The sequence below is a fragment of the Mesorhizobium sp. L103C105A0 genome, assembly GCF_000502215.1.
In the GTDB taxonomy this organism is placed as follows: Bacteria; Pseudomonadota; Alphaproteobacteria; order Rhizobiales; family Rhizobiaceae; genus Mesorhizobium.
This window is the reverse complement of record NZ_AYXF01000001.1, coordinates 615,547-632,702: the sequence shown is the minus strand read 5'-3', so window position 1 is coordinate 632,702 and position 17,156 is coordinate 615,547. Positions and strand designations below refer to the sequence as shown.

Below are 17,156 nucleotides of genomic sequence, written 5' to 3'. Positions count from 1 at the left end.
GCCTGAGTCATGGCCTGCAATCTAGCCGGAACACAGCCGCCTGCAAGCGCTGCCTAGAACCCGTTTTCGATGCGCTCGAAGATGACGTTGGTGAAGGCCGAGATCTGGCTGCCGATGAACGGACCGGTCAGCGCCACGACCAGCATGATGGCGACGATCTTGGGCACGAAGGTCAGGGTGATTTCCTGGATCTGGGTCAGGGCCTGGATCAGGGCGATGCCGATGCCGACCACCATGGCGACCAGCACCACCGGCGCGGACGCGACGAGCACCGTCCACACCGCATACTGGACGATGTCTAGGGCGTCGGCCTCGTTCATGTGAGCGCGCCTCTATGGAACTGTCTAGCTGGCCGGCTTTATCGAAACGCCCGCGCCGACCGGCACTTCGGTGCCGTTCTGCAGCACGGCGATCACGCCGTTGCTTGCAAGCTTGACCGAGGCCACGACGCCGGTCGTCTTGCCGTCGGCCGAGGTGATCGAGCGGCCGATCAAGGCATCGGCCTGCGACAGCGCCGACGACTGCATGATCTGGTCGAGCTTGGTGTTGGTCTGCACCGATTGCTCTACCTGCGAGAAGGTGGCGAGCTGGGCGACATACTGTGTCGAATCCATCGGTTTCGTCGGATCCTGGTTCTTCATCTCGGCGATCAACAGCTTCAGGAACGACTGGTAGTCGACCGCTGTCTTCGACGTCTGCTGGGTACCCTGGTTGGCGCCCGTGGGGATCGTCGTCGTCATGTCCACATTCATCAGCATTGTGCTCCCACGGCCAGCGGGCGCTTCGCACCCTGAACATCGTCATTGCCGCCAAGTGCGCGGCGTTCGAGCGGATAAAGCGCACGGATAGCCTTCAGCGCTTCATAGATATGGCCTTCGCCGACCATGCGGTCGATCTGCTTCAGCGCGCCACTGATCTGCTCATCCTCGAAGCTTGCCAAAAGCAAGGGCAGCGAGCGGCGGAACATGGCGCGCGCCTCGATGGCGCCGGCCGGGTTCATCAGCATCACCTGCAGGATGAAATAGAGCTGCTTGAGCGGCGTCGAGGCATCGTCGGCCTGGATGACATGGTTCTCGAGCAGGAACTGGACGTCGTTCATCAGCTCGACGGTGACCTTGCGGTCGACGCGGATGACGGCGCCGTTGATGTAGATCTTCTCGTTCGGCTTCAGCGATATCTTCAGCGTGTTGGTCATTGAATGCCGTCCCGGATGATCTGGGACACTTCGATCAGCCCTTCGAAATTGTCGGTGCGGCCCTGGCGGATGTCCTCGGCCTCGCGCAGCAGCCACAGGCCGATGGAGATGAGGTTGGCGCGCAGTTCCTTGGGCAGGACATTGTCGCTGGAACCGAGATCCTCGACGAAGGTGGTCCAGACCCGGTTGGTGAAGTGCAGCGCCTCGACCGCTTCCATCGAGGTGTGGCCGACCGCCGCCGCCGCCGCCAGCATTTCGATCGAGCGGGTCAAAAGCTGCCGCTCGCGATCTTTCGCATCGGCAACGGAGTCGGTCTGGATGTCGGCGTAGGAGAATTGGTACATCGTTTGGCTCTACCGTTGCGGTTGAGATTGTCAGGTCAGGTAGTTCAGCAGGCTCATCTGCTGCAGGCGCGCGGTCAGCGCGAAGGACGTCTCGATATGCTGCGTCAGATCCGCGACGCGGGTGGCGGCCTCGGCCGGATCGACGCCCTCCAGATCGAGGATATGGCGCTCGAACAGGTCGACCTGCGTCTTCATGCGGTCGCTCGCGTCGGAAACACGCTTCTCGGCAAGGCCGGTCTCGGCCTGCAACTGGCCGAGTCCGCCCAGCGCCTCGCCGACCATCGCCTGGGCGCGACCGACGACGGTGGTCTTCGCCGCCTGGCTGATGTTGCCGGAGAGCAGGCCGGTGACCAGGGCGGAAGCCATGGCGAGCTTGCGGATGCTGTCTTCATTGGCGCTGGCCGAGGTCTGGGTGGTTTCGCCCAGCGAAATGCGGCTGACGATCTGCTGGTCGGTGGCGTTCGACCAGTTGGCCTGCCAGCCGGCGCCCATGAACTGCGGCACGACATTGCTGGTGATGAAGCCGTCCATCTGGGCGGCGGTGATGTTGGCGGCGAGCGGATCGGTCTGCGTGAAGCCGAAATACGACGAGAAGGAAGCGTCGAACGCCGCCTTGGCCGGCGAGCCGGCGGCGGTGAAATCGTCGATCGGCTTGACGTCGGTGTTGGTGCCGGCAAACAGATATTCGCCGTTGACGCTGGCATTGAGGATAGAGGTCATCTGCTGCACGGCGGCCTTGCCGGCTTGCTGCGTGATGGTGCTCGAGGAATTGCCGGCGGCGGTCAGTGCGGTCAGCAAATTCTGCGCAGTGTCGGAAAGCTGGCCAAGCGCAGCCTGCGTCGAGGACAGCCGAGCGGTGACCAGCGAATTGGAATCGATGATGACGTTCAACCGGTCGAGGTCGCGCGAGAAGGTGACCGCCTGCGAGGTGCGCGCGCCGAGCGCCAGACCGACATCGGCGACGGTGCCGGTCGTCGATTCCTTAGTGGCTTTGACCAGTTCGCCCTGCATGCGCATCTGCTGATAGCGCGCGGCGTTGGAGAGAGCGGCTGAGGAGACGGATGTGGCTTTCATGGCTTATCCCACGGCATCGAGCAGGGCCGACAGCATGTCGTCGACGGTTTTCATCATGCGCGCCGAGGCCTGATAGGTGTGTTCGAGGTCGAGCAGCAGCGACATCTCCTGGTCGACATTGACGCCGGTGTCGTTGGACAGCGCCTCGGCGGTGCGCGATGCCAGCGCCTCCTTGGCGTCGGCGTTGCTCGAGGCCTGCTGGCGCTGGCCTTCGAACCAGCCAATGGCATTGGCGGCGTAGTCGGAGACGCTGGACGTGACGGTGATGCCGGCCGCAGCGTCGAAAGGCATCGGCTTGTCGAGCTTGTCGCCATAGCCGATCAAGAGCTGCGAATAGGAGGCGTTGCCGGCAGTGTTGGCGATATAGGCCGCACCATTGGCGCCGCCGTCGCGCAGCAGCACCGGATTGCCGCCGACGCTCGAGTCCATTGCGGCGTTGACCTTGATCGAGCCGGCAAGCCCGTCGATCAGCGTGCCGGCGGCCGGAATGGCGGGCGCACCCGACCAGGTGAACAGGCCGGTTCGGTCGGGCTGCGAAGGTGCTGTTTCGGCAAAGGCGGTGATGAGGCCGCGCGCCACTTCGTCGAGCTGGCTCTGCATCGTGGCCGCGACGCCGTCGCGCAAGGTGATGAGCCCGGCGAGCTTGCCGTCGGCGCTGGTGTTGCCGCCAGCCCCGGCGCTGACCGGCACATTGTCGATGTAGATGGTGTTGCCTGGTGTGCCGGCCGTGTAGCCCGCCGACGGGGTGAAACTTACCGAGCGCGGAATGGTCTCGAACAGTGTCGTGCCATCCTTGGTGGTGATGACCATGTCGTTGTCGCCACGCGTGAAGGTCGACACCGGCACATAGTCCGCGATCTTCTTCAGCAAAGCGTCGCGCTGGTCGAGCGCGTCGGATGCGTCGGTACCCGAACGGGTTGCGGAGATGACCGCCCTGTTGGCGTCCTGGAACTGACTAAGCAGCGAGTTGAGATCGTCGACCGCCGTCGATATCTCGCCATCGGCCTGGGTGCGGAAATCCTGGATCGCGTTGGTGCCGTCGTTCAGAGCGCGCACCACCTGCTGGGCCGCGTCGATGACGCTGGAGCCGAGGTTCTGGTTCGATGGCGTAGCGGCGTAAAGCTGCAGCGCGTTCTGCAGCTTGCCGATCGCGGTCGAGGCAGAGGAGGCGTTGTCGACGCCGTTGACGGCAACGGCGAGGCGGTCAATTCCGCTGTAAAGCGTGCTCTGGCCGCTCCATGCCGATTGCGCGCTGAGGTTCTGGCGAAACAGCAGGGCGTTGGTGGCGCGCTGGATCTCGACCGAGCGGGCGCCGGGCGCGCTGCTGACGACGACCGCCGTGCGGCGGGCATAGTCGGGGTTGCTGGCGTCGGCAATATTGCGGGAAAGGACGCTGGTCTGCTTCGATGTGGTCTGAAGCGACTGTTGGGCTATGGTCAATGCGGAAGTCAGCGACATGCGGGTCTTTCACGAGGCCAGTGGGGAGGGGATGACGTCTCTGCCCTGTCGGCGGCGTCGGCGTTCGGAAACCTGCAATTCCAGACCACCCCGGCCGGTTTGCCGGTGTGGCCTTGAATTCGAAATCCGCGCACCGCGCTGCTCTGGTTTGGGTTCATTCCCCTGGCGCCCGTCGTTTATCTCTTCAGGTTGACAAGGACATCCATGAGGTCGGAACCGGTCTGGAACACTTTCGAGTTAGCGGTGTAGCTGCGCTGCGCCGCGATCATGTTGGTCAATTCCTCGGCGATATCGACGTTGGAATTTTCCAACGCGCCGGAGATGATGCTGCCGAGCTTGCCTTCATTGGCGAAGCCGATGCGCACGGTGCCGGAGTCGGTGGACTGCGCATAGACATTGCCAGGCAGTGCGGTGAGGTTGTCGGCGCTCTGGACGTCGGCCAGTGGGATCTTGAACAGCGGCTTGGTCGAGCCGTCCTGATACTGGGCGTAAATGACTCCGTCCTCGCCGATCTGGATCTTTTCGATCGTGCTGGGCGCGTTGCCGTTGACCTTGGCTTCGGAGACCGTGAAGCCGGTGCCGAGCTGAGTCAGCTTGGACAAATCGAGGTCGAGCGACGCACCGCCCGGTACGGGGATGGTAATCGAATCGACGGCGCCGGTGAGTTTGCCGGTGGTGGTGTCGAAGGTCAGGTTGGCCGTGGCCAGCGCGCCGCCCGTATAGGGAAAGGATGTGCCCGGCGTCGCCTGGGACTGGTCGAACACAGAGACCGACCAGGTGCCGGTCCCGGTGTTGGTGAAATAGAGGTCGAGCAGCTTCTTGTTGCCGAGATTGTCGTAGGTGACCATCGAGGATTTCGACGTGTATTCCGCCGTCGGGCTGTTGGTGGACGGCAGCGGACCGGCGGGCGGCGTGGCGCCGGCCGGCAGATTGGCGTTGAAGTTGCCCGCGGTGCTGGGCGTCGCGGTCATTTCCTGGTCGGAGATCTGGACCGGCACCAGCCCTTCGAAACCGTTGGCGGTGGCAGCCGGTGTGCCGTTGGCGTAGCTGTAGGCCATCAGCTGGTAGCCGGCGGCGTTGACCAGTCTGCCCTGAGCGTCGGGAACGAATGCGCCGGCGCGGGTGAGGAAAGGCGTTCCGCTGGGGTCCTGGACGACGAAGAAACCGTTGCCGTTGACCGCAAGGTCGGAAACCGAGGTCGTGTACTGCAGCACGCCCTGGGCGCTGATGGCCGAGCGGATGGTGGTGTTGACGCCGCCGGAATTATAGGCGCCGCCGACCTGCGGCATGATCAGCGTCGAAAACTCGGCCGAGGATCGCTTGTAGCCGGTGGTGTCGGAATTGGCGATGTTGTCGGCTGTGGCCGAAAGGCGGTTGGCCTGCGCGTTCATGCCGGAAACGCCGGTCCGCATCATTCCGTAAAGGCTCATCGAACGTCTCCTCAATGCCCAACATCGTTGGGCCCATCTGTGGTCGCGAGGATATAATTTCTGTCTTGCGCGAGGCTGGCGCAGACCGCCATCAGAACACCAGCCGGTAGCCAAGGAAGCGCTTGGAATCTATCGGGTCCTGGCCGAGCTTTTCGCGCAGCTTCTTGCGCAATTTGGAGATGTGGCTCTCGACGACGTTCTCCTCGACCTCTTCGTCGAAGATGCCGTAGATGGCGTTGAAGACCTGGGTCTTGGTGACGCGGCGTCCGCGGTTGCTCGCCAGATATTCGAGGATGCGGCGTTCGCGGCGCGGCAGAGGCAACGGCTGGCCATCGATCTCGGGATCGCGGCCGTCCATGAAGATGCGCATGGCGCCGATCTCGGTATAGCTGACGTCCTCATGGGCGCGGCGGCGGATGGCGGTGATGCGGGCCAGGATCTCCCGGATATGGACCGGCTTGCGGATGACGTCGTCGACACCGCTCTCGAACAGCCGCAGCGTATTTTCAAGCGAGTGCTGTTCGCTGAGCGCGATAACCGGAGCGCCGGTGCGGTCGCGGATCTGGCGTGGCGAGATGGCGCCTTCGCGGCAGTCGCCGATGAGGAAGGCTCGGACCGATCGCAAATCCGTGTCGGCGGCCGATGTCACCCACTCGCCGAATTCACCGGACGCGAAGCCTGCACAGGCGACGCCCTCACGATCGAAAAGTGAATTATAGCCTTCAGTTACGAGCTCACGCTCGTCAACGATTACAATCATCGGCCCCGCCTCCGAATCAGATCATCTGCCCCGTGGGAAGAGCCGTAACCGGTGCCGGGAATCCTGAACAACCATCATTTCTTGTAGCTATTTTCTTGGGAGTTATTTCGAGTTTCGAAATAACCGCAATCAGGAGGTTGTATCGTTGGTTGCCGAACGGGTGACGTGGCACGTCACCCGCCGGGCGTGGATTTGCAGCCGTTCGCAAGAGATGATTCACCTAATGGTTGCAGAAGTTGCGGGCGTTCGGGGTCCATTTGCCGAAGCCGGTGGCGACCATATTGGCGATGACGCGGCAGACATAGAATTTCTGCGCGGGGTCATTGTCGGGGCCGGCGTGGTAGCGGGCGACGGCCATCGACCAGCTGACATGACGCGCATGCAGGCTGGCCAGGAAGCGCGCGGCATAGTCGACATTCTGGCGCGGGTCCAGCATGTCGTCGACGCTGCGGAAATGCGCGGCGTGATAATGATGGTTGATCTGCATGCAGCCGAGATCGATGAGTGTCTTGCCCTCGCGCCGGGCTGCTTCGAAGGCGGCCAGGGCCTCGGTGCGGTTCCTTGGAAATACCGCTTTCCCCTCTATATTCAACGCATTAGGCTGCAGGCTTCCCTTCTTGCCGGTCTCGGTCAGTCCGACCGCATAGAGGATGCCGGCCGGCACGCCATAGCGATCGGCGGCACGCAAAATCTCGGGCTCGCAAGGGTTGGTGGCGGCGGTGGCCGGCTTGGTGGCGAGGCTAGATAAACATATCGTCGCCAGCACGCTCGCGAGCAGGCGCGCCAGCGCGGCCGAATTCCTGGGCATCGTCATTGCGGTTTCTTCCCGACTGGTGGCCGCCCGAACCCGTATTGTTGCCGCTCGAGTTTCCGGGCTGAAAAGCGGACTGGTCGCGGCCTTGCGGCATTGGATGCGAGTTCGCTGCATCGCTGCGGGCCGCTGCGTGGATCGCTATCGAGGGTTGCAGGATGGTCACCTTGTCGACATCGAAGCCGAGCCCGCGCAACGACTTCACGATGGCGTCGCTGTCGGTGGCGAGACGGCGGTAAGCCTCATGGGTTTCGGGCTTCAATTCTATCGAAAGTTGTTCTCCGGAAAGCCTGAGACTGGCGGTGACCATGCCGAGCTCTGCCGGGTGAAGCTCGATCTTCAATATATGTGTCGGAACGGCAACAGAACCGGCCGTCTGGGCGGTCGTCGACGGCGTCGAAACCGCTTGCCGCAGGCCGTTATCCGAAGCCAGCGCGTCGATAAGCGCCGAAGTCGTTTGGTTTATCGGACTATGCGCCGGCGCGGGGAAGCTCTGTTCGGCGACAATGTCGACGCGCGCAGCGAATGGCGGCTGTTTTCCCTGTGTGGACGATGCCGCGGAATGGGCTCCATCGACGGACTTCGCCGACGGCGCGGACCGTTTTGCCTCGGGTGCCGAAACGTCGCTTGCCGTCTGGCCCGCCGGTAGAGGAGGCGTCGGACCATCCTGGTGCGGCAGTTTGCCGGACTGGAGCCCGATCGCGGGCAGCTTTTGCCCCTGATCCTGTGCGGAAACGCTGGTACCGGGCTTGGCCCGTTCCGATCGCGTCGTCGTGTCGAGTCTGTTGTCAATGCCGGACGCTGCGCGGTGTCTCTTCAGAGGCGACGTCTGTGCAGAAGTGGCCTCGCCAGCGGGCGCCGGTTGCCCAGTCTGTCCATTCGTCGCGATGCCGTTCCCGCTTGTCCGGACCGTTGAGAAATGCCTGATATCGTGCAGCGCCAGCACCAGTGGCAAATGATCCTGCAGCGATCCTGCATCCGCGTCTCGTCCGGCCACCTCAGCGTCCTTGGATGGTTTGTCCGGGCCACTATCGGCATGTTCTTTTGCGGCCTTGCCGGCAGCGGATTTCGTCCCCGTTTTGCCAGACTGGGTGTGTGGGATTTCGCTTTTGCCGGGACCGGCAGGGCTGCGTTTGGCCCAATGCAGCTCGTGCGACGCGGCCTCAATTGCTCCCTGGCCTATCGGTGTCGGCGCATCGTCGTCGCCGCGCACCATGTCGCCGAAGCTTTTGTCGCCGCCCTTGGCGTTTGAGGCCGACTGCTTCGATCCGGCGTGCGCGGGAGCCGGCAGGGCCTGGCCAACATTGGTGGTCATTTCGGGGCTGCTCCAAGCATCTGGTCGATCAAATCGAGCTGGTGACGCGTCCTCGCCATGGCGGCGTCGGTGGGATCGGTAGGCTCTACTGCGGCGGGGGCCGGCACCGATGCCGGCACGACCGGAGCCGCATCGCTGGCCGAGGCGACTGCAGGCGTTTCCGCCGCCTTTGGCTCGGGCGTGCTCGGTGCCTGCGCGGCCGGCTCACTTGCCGCCTTCGGTTGGTCGGTTGCGGGCTGTTCACTCGACGTTGTGGCGGCTGGCTGTTCCGGCATCGCGCCTTCGACCGGCGGCAGCTCTGGCTCGTCGGGTCTTTCCACGGCCGCGGTCTTGACCGGCTCCTGCCTGGCCGCGGCAGGTGCGGGCTTTTCGGCAGGCAGCGGCGCCGGCGGGGCGATGACTTCACCCGCCACGGCCTGCGCGGCATCGAGCAGGTCGCGGTCGCTTTGCGAAAGCTGGTTGCGATCGATCTTGTCCAGCTTGGCGCGGACCTCGCCGATGGTGCCGGACGTTACCGTGGACAGGCTGGAATAGAGCTGGGCGCGCGGATCGTCCTGATTGTGGATGCCGTCGCGGCCCCGTTCAGCCCTGGCCGAGGCAAAGGCGGAGAGATCGGCAAAGCCGTCGATCGCGGCGCGGCGGGCGATGCGCAGATAGATCACCTTCTCGCGTTCTGGATCCATCATTGCGGTGATGTCGGCGAGCTTGTCCTGGCTGATCGCCATGTGCAGCGTGATGACGCCGGAGACGAAGGCGTCGGCGAACTGGCTGGCATAGGGCGAATAGAGGTAGTCTTCGACGTATTGGGTTGAGGCAAGCGCGAAACGCGCACCGTCGCCTTGCGCGGCGGCGATGCCGACCGAGCGGCGCAGTGCTGCTTCCTCGACCAGCGTGCCGGGGCTGAGCAGGCGAGCATCGTCGAGCAGCGCAAGCGCGCTGACCGGTTGCTCGGTGGCGAGAAGCGAGCCCTTGACCAGCGCCAGAAAGGCACCGACATCGGGGGGCAGGGTCATCGGATCGATCGGCTTCAGCGCCTCGATCGCAGCCGCCTGCCGGCCGTTCAGATAATCGACAATGCCCTTGGCGATGGTCAGGCTTTGCGGGTCGGTCTTGGCGCGCGACACCGCCGCCTCGACGGTGACGGGGTTGCCGCCACTCATGCCATAGACCAGCAAGGCGCGAAAATTCTTCGGGTCGCTGAAATCATCTGCGTCCGCCGCGCGCAGCCTTGTGTCGGCCATTTCGAGCAGCTTGGCCTGCATCGGCAGCGCGGCGTGATCGCCGGCGGCGATGCGGTCCTGCACAAGCTGCAGCGAGCGCACCAGCTGATAGGGCTGCAAGCCGTCCTCGGCGAAGGCCGATGGCGGATGGACAGCGCTCAGCAGCAGCAGCCCGACCGCGCGGCCGATGATGGCGGCGCGCCTCATCCGTCGGTCGCCATCAGGATTTCGATGCGGCGGTTCGCGGCCGCCATCGGGTCGGCTGCAATTTTCGGCTCGCGATCGGCGAAGCCGGCGACCTCGGTGATGCGGCGCTCGTCGACGCCGCCGCGCACCAGCATGTAATAGGCGGAATGGGCGCGCGCCGTGGACAGCCGCCAATTGTCGTAAGTGTCGCTGCGGAACGGCCGCGCGTCGGTGTGGCCGTTGATGCTGATCGTGCCTTTCTGCTCGTTGACGATGCGGCCGATCTTTTCCATCGCCAGCACCAGTTCACGCCTAGGCACCGCCGATCCGATCTCGAACATGCCGAAATCGAACTGGTCCGTGATCGAAATGACGACACCCTTGTCGGTGGCTTCGACGGAGACGCCATTATGCAATTTGTCGCCTGGCTTGAAGGCCTCGGCCAGTTCCTGCTTGACCTGCGCCGCGGCTCTAACAGTGGCGGCCGTCGGCGCTTTTTCCGCGGCTTCGGGTTTGGGTGCGGGTTGTGCTTCGGCGGCTTCGGCCTTTGCAATTTCGGCCTTCGCTGCTTCAGCCTTGGCCTCTGCTTTGGCTTCAGCCTTGGTCAGCGGCTTATCGGAAACGGATTTCGCCAGCGGCTCGAGCGGCGCCGCGGCCACTGGCGGCGCGGCCGGCACGGCCTTCACCTCCGCCACTTGCGTCTGTGCCGCCTTGTCACCCGGCTTCAGGGGATCGCCTTCGATCTTGGTGCGTTCGGCGGTGGCTTCGGCGCCTGGTGCAGCCACCTGCTGCGACCAGAAATCCGGCGCGAACGGGTCGCGGTAGGATTGGCCGCCGGATGCGCCGGTAGCCGGGCCGGACGCCTGCGCGCCGCCATCGCCCTTCTCGCTGACATTTTGCATGACGCCGGTGTCGGTGGCGATTTCCGACAGCACCGCATAGGGATCGGCAAACAGATGCTCGTCGGAAAGATCCGTCTTTGGCGCCGATTCCTTCGATTGCTTCTTGTCGGAAGTACCGGCGCCGCCGACGCCGTCCTGTCCGGCCTTGCTGGTCTTGTCCCGCGGGTCGTCCGCCGTCAGCCCGACCTTGCTCGGGCCATCGCCGAGGTCTTCGAGGCCCTTGCGGCTGGCGTTGCGATCGACCAGCTTGACCGGATTGAAGTAGCTGGCGACGGCTGCCTTGGTCTGCTCGTTGGCGGCGTTGATCAGCCACATGACGAGGAAGAAGCACATCATGGCAGTCATGAAATCGGCAAAGGCGATCTTCCAGACGCCGCCATGGTGGGCGTCGTCGTGGTCGTCGTGGTTGCGCCGCACGATGATGATCTCATGCCTGGCGTCTGCGGCCTCGACAACGCTCATGACGTCCACTCGTTCGTAAGAGGGCCCTCGCTCATGACAGGGCCTCCGACAAGGCGGCCGACCATTCGGCAATGCGGGTTTCGAACACCGCCTCGTCAATGGCGACGGTAAGGTCGAAGCCGGGCGCCTCGACGAAATCGAGATTGGCCGCGCGTGGGCCGAGCGAAGCCTTCAGCGTCTCGAACAATGACAGCGGTCCGCGCACGGCGATGCGCACCGCCTCGCTGTCGCCGACGGCTTCGCGGATCGTGCCGGCAAGGGTTTCCAGCGAACGCTTCTGCAGATCGTCGCTGACAAGGCCGCCAATGATGCGCGCAATGGTGGCGCCGACGAGGTCGCTGACCTTGGCCTCCATGATCTCGATGCGGGCAGTGACGACCGCGCCGAGATCGCCGCCGAAACTTTCTAGAAAGGCCTTTGCTTCATCGGCGTTGGCCTGTCTCTGCGCCTCGAGCGCTGCCTGGTGGGCGATGGCAAGGCGGGCTTCAAGGGCGGCTTCGGCATCGATGACCGCTTCGGCGATCAGCGCGCCGATGTCGGCCTGCGGCGCCGACGTCTCCGGCCTTGGCTCGGCCATGGCGGCGAGCGAGGGCTGGCCGGCACGCTGGCTGCGTGCGCCGAAATCCGGCAAAAGGTCGAAAAGCGCTGCCGAGGCCATGGTCTATACCGCTGCTTCCTGGGCCGCCCATTTGCGCAGGATCTGCGCGGTGCGCTCCTCATTGATGTCGACCATGCGGGCAAGCCGCTCCTGCGGCGCCGGCCTGATCTTCTGACGAAGATCGTCGAGTGGAGTCGGGCCTGGGCGGCTGCCGGGCAAGGCAGCCGGCGCCTGTTCGGCGCTGGCGGCTTCGGGTGTCGGCAGTGAACGCTGGACGTCGTCGAAGCTCGGACCGGCAAGTGCCGGCGTCGGCCGCGCGCTCAGCGCGGTGGCCATCGGCCTCAGGCCGAAGAAGGCGACCAGGAACACCACGACGATGAAAGCGCCGGCGTTGATCATCGTACCGGCATGGGTTCCGATCGACGCCATTATGCCCGGCTGTTCGACCGCCTCGCCGTCGAGCCCGTCGATGAACTCGACGGCCGAGACATCGATGATGTCGCCGCGCTTGTCGTCGAAGCCAGTGGCCGAAGCCACCATCTTCTGGATGTCGGCAACGCGCTTGGCGATCTGCTCGGGCGTTGCGTCCTTGCCGAGGATGGTCATCAGCCGCTGCTGATTGACGACGACGGCGATCGACATCTTGGTGACGGAATAGCCGTTCGAGACTGTGGCGATCTTCTTGGAGTTGATCTCGTAATTGGTGATCTCCTCCTTGCGATCATTCTCCGATGACGTCTGCGGACCATCGGTGCTGGTCGCCTGGGTCTCGGGCAGGTTCTGCTCGACGGTGGCCGGGGTCGAGGCCTGCCTCTGATTGCTGTTTTCGTTGGCGCGCACCGACTGCACGGAACGCTCCACGCGTGACTCCGGATCGAAGATCGTCTCTTCGGTCTGGCGGGTGTCGGTGTTGACATCGGCCTTGACGCTGGCGCGGAAATTGTCGGGGCCGAGATAAGGCGTCAGCGCGCGGCGGATGTTGTCGCCGATCTGCGCCTCGACGGTCTGCTCGACGCCGAGCGTGCGGGCAGCACTTGTGTTGGAGGGATCGTCGCCGGCGGCGAGAAGGTTGCCGTTGGAATCGAGCACGGTAACCTTGTCGGCCGACAGGCCCGGCACGGCGGCGGCGACGAGATGGCGGATCGACATGGCGCTCTTTTCGGCGTCGATGCCGGAATAGCGGATGACCACCGAGGCGGAGGGTTGCTGTTCGTCGCGGCGGAAATTGGCGCGCTCGGACATGACGATGTGAACGCGGGCGGCCTTGATGCCGGATATCGACTGGATGGTGCGGGCGATCTCGCCTTCCAGCGCGCGCACGCGGGTGATCTGCTGCATGAAGGAGGTCAGGCCAAGAGAACCGACATTGTCGAACAGTTCGTAGCCGGCATTGGCGCTGGTCGGCAGGCCCTTTTCGGCGAGCAGCATGCGCGCCTGCGCGGTGGTGCCGGCCGGCACCAGCACGGAGGTGCCGTCGGAGCCGACGTCGAAGCCGATGCCGGCTTCGCCGAGCACCAGGCCGATCTGGTTCACGTCGGAGCGATCGAGCCCGACATAGAGCGTCTCATAGGCCGGGCGGTTGAGATAGACCGAGCCGATGCCGATGACGGCCATCACCAATGCGGCAATGCCGGCCAGCATGGCAAGGCGCCTGACGCCAAATGCCCTGAGATTCGAGATGATGCTCTGGATCTGTTGCGGCACGATTCAAGCGCTCCCAGCATGATATTCCGTGGGAACACTAGACCGCGAAGCTTGTGCGAAGATGATAGAGCATGTCGCCCGGAAGTGTGCAGCGGTTCCGGGTCAACGACATGCGTCAAAACACACCCATACAGGAAAGGGCCGCGCTGTTGGCGCGGCCTATTCAAGGAAGAGAAAGCCGGGTCAGGCTTACTGCTTGAACAGCGCCAGGATCGACTGCGAGTTGCCGTTGGCGATCGACAGCGACTGGATGCCGAGCTGCTGCTGGACCTGGAGGGCCTGCAGCCGCGTGGATTCCTTGTTCATGTCGGCGTCGACCAGCGCGCCGACGCCCTTGTCGATGGAGTCCGAGAGGTTCGACAGGAAGCTCTTCTGGGTGTCGATGCGCGACTTGGCGGCGCCGAGATAGGCGGCACCCGTGGACAGCTTGGCAAGCGCCGTTTCAACGGCGCCGAGTGCGGTGTCGATGGCCGCCGGGAGGACCTGGGTGGTGCTGGGATCGAAGAAGGTCGTCGCCAGCAGAGCGCCGACGATGCCGCCAGTGCCAGGAAGATCGAGAACCTGCGTGTCGGCCGCCTTGACGTCGATGGTGTCGATGGCGACGGTCGTGCCGGTGCGGTTATAGGACGCGACGATCTTCAGGTCGGAGGTCGCAGCAGCGTCGTTCTGCAGCAGGTTCGAGCCGGCATAGGAGGCGTTGGTGACCGACGACTTGATCTGGTCCTGGATGGCCTTGATTTCGGTCGCGATCTTCTGCTGGTCGTCCTTGCTGGCGCTGCGTGCAGTGACCAGCTTGGCCTTGATCAGGTCGACCTGGTCCTTGATGTCGGTGATGGCGGTGTAGGCGGTATCGACCTTGCCGGCGCCGAGGCCAAGCGCGTCCTGAACGGCCGAAAGCGCCTTGTTGTCGGACTTCATCGTGGTGGCGATCGACCAGTAGGCGGCGTTGTCGCTGGCGGTGGCGACGCGGTAGCCGGTCGAAATGCGTGACTGGGTGGTTTCAAGCTGCTTGTTGGTGTTGTTCAGGCTCTGCAGCGCGGTCAGAGCCGAAGCGTTCGTCATGATGCTAGCCAAGATATTTACCCCTTTTCAAACACTGGCGTGTCCCGAACACGCCGGATCAACTTCATCAAGGGGGTAGGCATAAGCCCATCGACCGTATGGTCTGCCCGCCATGGAATGGTTAACCATGACTACCGGGATATGGTTAACGGCCTGTTAAACCAAGCCATTCAGGGCGCTGGCCAAGAGCAAAAATCGGCAGCCATTCAGCAAGACAATCAACAGCCGCAAAAGAAATCGGGCCGCGCTGTTGGCGCGGCCCGACGGATGGTGTCAGTCGTAATGTCGAGAGATCAGCCGCGGAAGAGCGACAGGATCGACTGCGAGTTGCCGTTGGCGATCGACAGCGCCTGGATGCCGAGCTGCTGCTGGACCTGCAGGGCCTGCAGCCGCGTCGATTCCTTGTTCATGTCGGCGTCGACCAGCGCGCCGACGCCCTTGTCGATCGAGTCCGACAGGTTCGACAGGAAGCTCTTCTGGGTGTCAATGCGCGACTTGGCGGCGCCGAGCGAGGCAGCGCCGGTGGACAGCTTGGCAAGCGCGGTTTCAACAGTGCCGAGCGCGGTGTCGATGGCGGCGGGGGTAACCGCCGTGGTGCTCGGGTCGAAGAAGGCAGCGGCGAGCAGGCCGCCGACGATGCCGCCCGTGCCGGCGACATCGAGAACCTGCGTATCGGCTGCCTTGACGTCGATGGTGTCGATGGTGACGGTCGCGCCGGTACGGTTGTAAGCCGCAACGATCTTCAGGTCGGACGCAGCGGCAGCGTCGTTCTGCAGCAGGTTCGAGCCGGCGAAGTTGGCGTTGGCGACCGAGGACTTGATCTGCGCCTGGATGGCGTTGATTTCGGTCGCGATCTTCTGCTGGTCTTCCTTCGAGGCGCTACGGGCAGTGACCAGCTTGGTCTTGATCAGGTCGACCTGGTCCTTGACGTCGTTGATGGCGGTGTAGGCGGTGTCAACCTTGCCGGCGCCGAGGCCGAGGGCGTCCTGCACGGCCGAGTTGGCCTTGTTGTCGGACTTCATCGAGGTCGCGATCGACCAGTAAGCGGCGTTGTCGGAAGCGGTGGCAACGCGGTAGCCGGTCGAGATGCGGGCCTGCGTCTGCTCGAGGGATTTGTTGGTGTTGTTCAGGCTCTGCAGCGCGGTCAGCGCCGAGGCGTTCGTCATGATACTGGACATGGCTACTCGTACCTTGATTTTTACAGGGTGTTTTTGACATACCGGCTTTTCCGGTATGACGGAGCGGCATCATGCCAATGATCGTGAGACCCGATCACCCGCCATCTGCGAGCAATATGCGGGCAAGTCCCTACCAAAGGGCTAAACGGGACGGTTAACCGGAAATATATTGCATAAAACTTTAGCAAGGCGCCAACGGCGCGCGGACGGTCAGGTGAAGGAGCGCACCAGGCTGCCGACAAGCAGGTTCCAGCCGTCGATGAGGACGAAGAACAGGATCTTGAAGGGCAGCGAAACGACGGTCGGCGGCAGCATCATCATGCCCATGGCCATGGTGATGGTGGCGACGATCAGGTCGATGACGAGGAACGGCAGCACGATCAGGAAGCCGATCTCGAAGCCGCGGCGGATTTCGGAGATCATGAAGGCCGGCACCAGGATGCGCAGGTCGACGGTGTCCCTGGCAACGACCTGGCCGCGTTCGCGGGCGAGATCGGCGAACAGGTCGAAGTCCTTGTCGCGGACATTGTGCAGCATGAAGGTGCGGAACGGGTCCGAAATCTTTTCGAACGCCTCGGTCTGGCTGATCTGGTTGTCCATCAGCGGCTTGACGCCGGTGTTCCAGGCCTGGTCGAAGGTCGGCGCCATGACGTAGAAGGTCATGAACAGCGACAGCGAGATCAGGATCAGATTGGCCGGCGTCGACTGCAGGCCGATGCCGGCGCGCAGGATCGAGAAGGCGATGACGAAGCGGGTGAAGCTCGTCACCATGATCAACAGGCCCGGCGCCACCGACAGCACGGTGATCAGACCGAACATCTGGATGATATAGCCGACGGTGGCGCCNGGTGGCGCCGTCGGCCTTGCCGATGCCGCCGAGATCGAGCTGCTGGGCGGCGGCGACAGAGGTGGCGGCGACGACGATCGCGGCGGCGAGGACGAGTTTTCTCATTCGAGCAGCAATGTCCTGATCAGAACCTGTTTGGCATGGCCACCGCTGCGGATTGCGGCGCGCTCCTCGAGGTCGGCTTTCAAATGCTGGTAGCCGCTGGCGCCTTCGATCTGATGCATCTTCAGGGTGCGGACCATGGCAAGCAGGTCCTGGTGAATGCTTTCGGTAAGTTCCGGCGGCTGCGGCGCATCGTAGACCACCGACGCTTCCAGCCTTATCCAGGTGTCGGCAGGCGAAGCCAGATTGGTGGTGATCGGCGCCAGCTGGACAAGCGTCGGCCCGGTGCCGGGCGCATGTTCGGCCGCCTTGCTCGGTTGCTCGGCGTTGGACTGGTTCTCGGGCGCGGCGGGCACCGGCACCGGTCCCCCGACGCCCTTCAGATAGCCGCCGGACATCCAGCCCATGCCGATCGCGGCGCCCGTCATCGCCAGCAGCATCGCAAGCTGGATGACAAGCGACGGGCCCTTTTTTTGCTGAACCTGTTCGACATTTGCCACGGCGCCGT

17 protein-coding genes and 1 pseudogene are annotated in these 17,156 nt (G+C 63.7%); all 18 read right to left on the bottom strand.

Annotated elements, in window-relative coordinates; all coding sequences use genetic code 11:
• Positions 1-53: 53 nt before the first annotated feature.
• The 18 genes and pseudogenes from fliQ to X727_RS161560 all read right to left on the bottom strand — a co-directional run bounded on the left by fliQ (position 54) and on the right by X727_RS161560 (position 17,148).
• Positions 54-320: a flagellar biosynthesis protein FliQ gene (gene fliQ, locus X727_RS161480; RefSeq protein ID WP_023671896.1), complete on the bottom strand. Its 267-nt coding sequence runs from the start codon at positions 318-320 to the stop codon at positions 54-56.
• Positions 321-344: 24 nt separating this feature from the next.
• Complete coding sequence (flgD, locus tag X727_RS161485) at positions 345-752, bottom strand: flagellar hook assembly protein FlgD (RefSeq protein WP_023671895.1); 408 nt, start codon at positions 750-752, stop codon at positions 345-347.
• On the bottom strand, positions 752-1,195 hold the full coding sequence (gene flbT / locus X727_RS161490) for a flagellar biosynthesis repressor FlbT (RefSeq protein WP_023744226.1): 444 nt from the start codon (positions 1,193-1,195) through the stop codon (positions 752-754). Before flbT ends, flgD begins: the two co-directional genes overlap by 1 nt.
• Positions 1,192-1,539 carry a flagellar biosynthesis regulator FlaF gene (gene flaF / locus X727_RS161495; RefSeq protein WP_023671893.1) on the bottom strand — a complete coding sequence of 116 codons (348 nt, stop codon included), beginning with the start codon at positions 1,537-1,539 and terminating at the stop codon, positions 1,192-1,194. The genes flbT and flaF overlap by 4 nt, the downstream gene beginning before the upstream one ends.
• Before the next feature lie 30 nt (positions 1,540-1,569).
• Positions 1,570-2,613, bottom strand: a complete 1,044-nt coding sequence (locus X727_RS161500) for a flagellar hook-associated family protein (protein ID WP_023683291.1) — start codon at positions 2,611-2,613, stop codon at positions 1,570-1,572.
• 3 nt (positions 2,614-2,616) lie between these two features.
• Positions 2,617-4,071 carry a flagellar hook-associated protein FlgK gene (gene flgK / locus X727_RS161505; RefSeq protein ID WP_023833559.1) on the bottom strand — a complete coding sequence of 485 codons (1,455 nt, stop codon included), beginning with the start codon at positions 4,069-4,071 and terminating at the stop codon, positions 2,617-2,619.
• A 176-nt stretch (positions 4,072-4,247) separates the two neighbouring features.
• The gene (locus X727_RS161510) at positions 4,248-5,501 is read right to left on the bottom strand and encodes a flagellar hook protein FlgE (protein WP_023691731.1); all 1,254 of its coding nucleotides are present in this window, start codon (positions 5,499-5,501) and stop codon (positions 4,248-4,250) included.
• A gap of 91 nt (positions 5,502-5,592) precedes the next feature.
• Positions 5,593-6,261: a response regulator transcription factor gene (locus X727_RS161515; RefSeq protein ID WP_023683295.1), complete on the bottom strand. Its 669-nt coding sequence runs from the start codon at positions 6,259-6,261 to the stop codon at positions 5,593-5,595.
• A 220-nt stretch (positions 6,262-6,481) separates the two neighbouring features.
• Positions 6,482-7,075, bottom strand: a complete 594-nt coding sequence (locus tag X727_RS161520) for a transglycosylase SLT domain-containing protein (RefSeq protein ID WP_050587388.1) — start codon at positions 7,073-7,075, stop codon at positions 6,482-6,484.
• Positions 7,002-8,387, bottom strand: coding sequence for a flagellar hook-length control protein FliK (locus tag X727_RS161525; protein WP_023686354.1), 1,386 nt, complete (start codon positions 8,385-8,387; stop codon positions 7,002-7,004). Before X727_RS161525 ends, X727_RS161520 begins: the two co-directional genes overlap by 74 nt.
• Positions 8,384-9,814: a chemotaxis protein gene (locus X727_RS161530; protein ID WP_023744229.1), complete on the bottom strand. Its 1,431-nt coding sequence runs from the start codon at positions 9,812-9,814 to the stop codon at positions 8,384-8,386. The genes X727_RS161525 and X727_RS161530 overlap by 4 nt, the downstream gene beginning before the upstream one ends.
• Positions 9,811-11,157 (bottom strand): MotB family protein, encoded by a 1,347-nt coding sequence (locus tag X727_RS161535; protein ID WP_023686352.1) that lies wholly within the window; start codon positions 11,155-11,157, stop codon positions 9,811-9,813. The genes X727_RS161530 and X727_RS161535 overlap by 4 nt, the downstream gene beginning before the upstream one ends.
• A gap of 31 nt (positions 11,158-11,188) precedes the next feature.
• The gene (locus X727_RS161540) at positions 11,189-11,815 is read right to left on the bottom strand and encodes a hypothetical protein (protein WP_023686351.1); all 627 of its coding nucleotides are present in this window, start codon (positions 11,813-11,815) and stop codon (positions 11,189-11,191) included.
• 3 nt (positions 11,816-11,818) lie between these two features.
• Positions 11,819-13,459, bottom strand: coding sequence for a flagellar basal-body MS-ring/collar protein FliF (gene fliF, locus X727_RS161545; protein WP_023686350.1), 1,641 nt, complete (start codon positions 13,457-13,459; stop codon positions 11,819-11,821).
• Between the two features lie 189 nt (positions 13,460-13,648).
• On the bottom strand, positions 13,649-14,533 hold the full coding sequence (locus X727_RS161550; RefSeq protein ID WP_023683302.1) for a flagellin: 885 nt from the start codon (positions 14,531-14,533) through the stop codon (positions 13,649-13,651).
• 281 nt (positions 14,534-14,814) lie between these two features.
• Positions 14,815-15,699 carry a flagellin gene (locus X727_RS161555; RefSeq protein ID WP_023683303.1) on the bottom strand — a complete coding sequence of 295 codons (885 nt, stop codon included), beginning with the start codon at positions 15,697-15,699 and terminating at the stop codon, positions 14,815-14,817.
• Positions 15,700-15,909: 210 nt separating this feature from the next.
• A pseudogene (gene fliP, locus X727_RS01000000164375) lies at positions 15,910-16,651 on the bottom strand (flagellar type III secretion system pore protein FliP).
• Positions 16,648-17,148, bottom strand: coding sequence for a flagellar basal body-associated FliL family protein (locus X727_RS161560; protein ID WP_023686347.1), 501 nt, complete (start codon positions 17,146-17,148; stop codon positions 16,648-16,650). The pseudogene fliP and the gene X727_RS161560 overlap by 4 nt, the downstream one beginning before the upstream one ends.
• Between the last annotated feature and the right edge of the window lie 8 nt (positions 17,149-17,156).

Excerpts from the sequence above, each read along its gene's own strand:
- flgK (WP_023833559.1), bottom strand. The coding sequence starts at position 4,071 with ATGTCGCTGACTTCCGCATTGACCATAGCCCAACAGTCGCTTCAGACC.
- X727_RS161520 (WP_050587388.1), bottom strand. The coding sequence starts at position 7,075 with ATGACGATGCCCAGGAATTCGGCCGCGCTGGCGCGCCTGCTCGCGAGC.
- X727_RS161525 (WP_023686354.1), bottom strand. The coding sequence starts at position 8,387 with ATGACCACCAATGTTGGCCAGGCCCTGCCGGCTCCCGCGCACGCCGGA.
- X727_RS161510 (WP_023691731.1), bottom strand. The coding sequence starts at position 5,501 with ATGAGCCTTTACGGAATGATGCGGACCGGCGTTTCCGGCATGAACGCG.
- X727_RS161555 (WP_023683303.1), bottom strand. The coding sequence starts at position 15,699 with ATGTCCAGTATCATGACGAACGCCTCGGCGCTGACCGCGCTGCAGAGC.
- X727_RS161515 (WP_023683295.1), bottom strand. The coding sequence starts at position 6,261 with ATGATTGTAATCGTTGACGAGCGTGAGCTCGTAACTGAAGGCTATAAT.
- X727_RS161500 (WP_023683291.1), bottom strand. The coding sequence starts at position 2,613 with ATGAAAGCCACATCCGTCTCCTCAGCCGCTCTCTCCAACGCCGCGCGC.
- fliQ (WP_023671896.1), bottom strand. The coding sequence starts at position 320 with ATGAACGAGGCCGACGCCCTAGACATCGTCCAGTATGCGGTGTGGACG.
- flbT (WP_023744226.1), bottom strand. The coding sequence starts at position 1,195 with ATGACCAACACGCTGAAGATATCGCTGAAGCCGAACGAGAAGATCTAC.
- flgD (WP_023671895.1), bottom strand. The coding sequence starts at position 752 with ATGAATGTGGACATGACGACGACGATCCCCACGGGCGCCAACCAGGGT.
- X727_RS161540 (WP_023686351.1), bottom strand. The coding sequence starts at position 11,815 with ATGGCCTCGGCAGCGCTTTTCGACCTTTTGCCGGATTTCGGCGCACGC.
- flaF (WP_023671893.1), bottom strand. The coding sequence starts at position 1,539 with ATGTACCAATTCTCCTACGCCGACATCCAGACCGACTCCGTTGCCGAT.
- X727_RS161535 (WP_023686352.1), bottom strand. The coding sequence starts at position 11,157 with ATGAGCGTTGTCGAGGCCGCAGACGCCAGGCATGAGATCATCATCGTG.
- X727_RS161530 (WP_023744229.1), bottom strand. The coding sequence starts at position 9,814 with ATGAGGCGCGCCGCCATCATCGGCCGCGCGGTCGGGCTGCTGCTGCTG.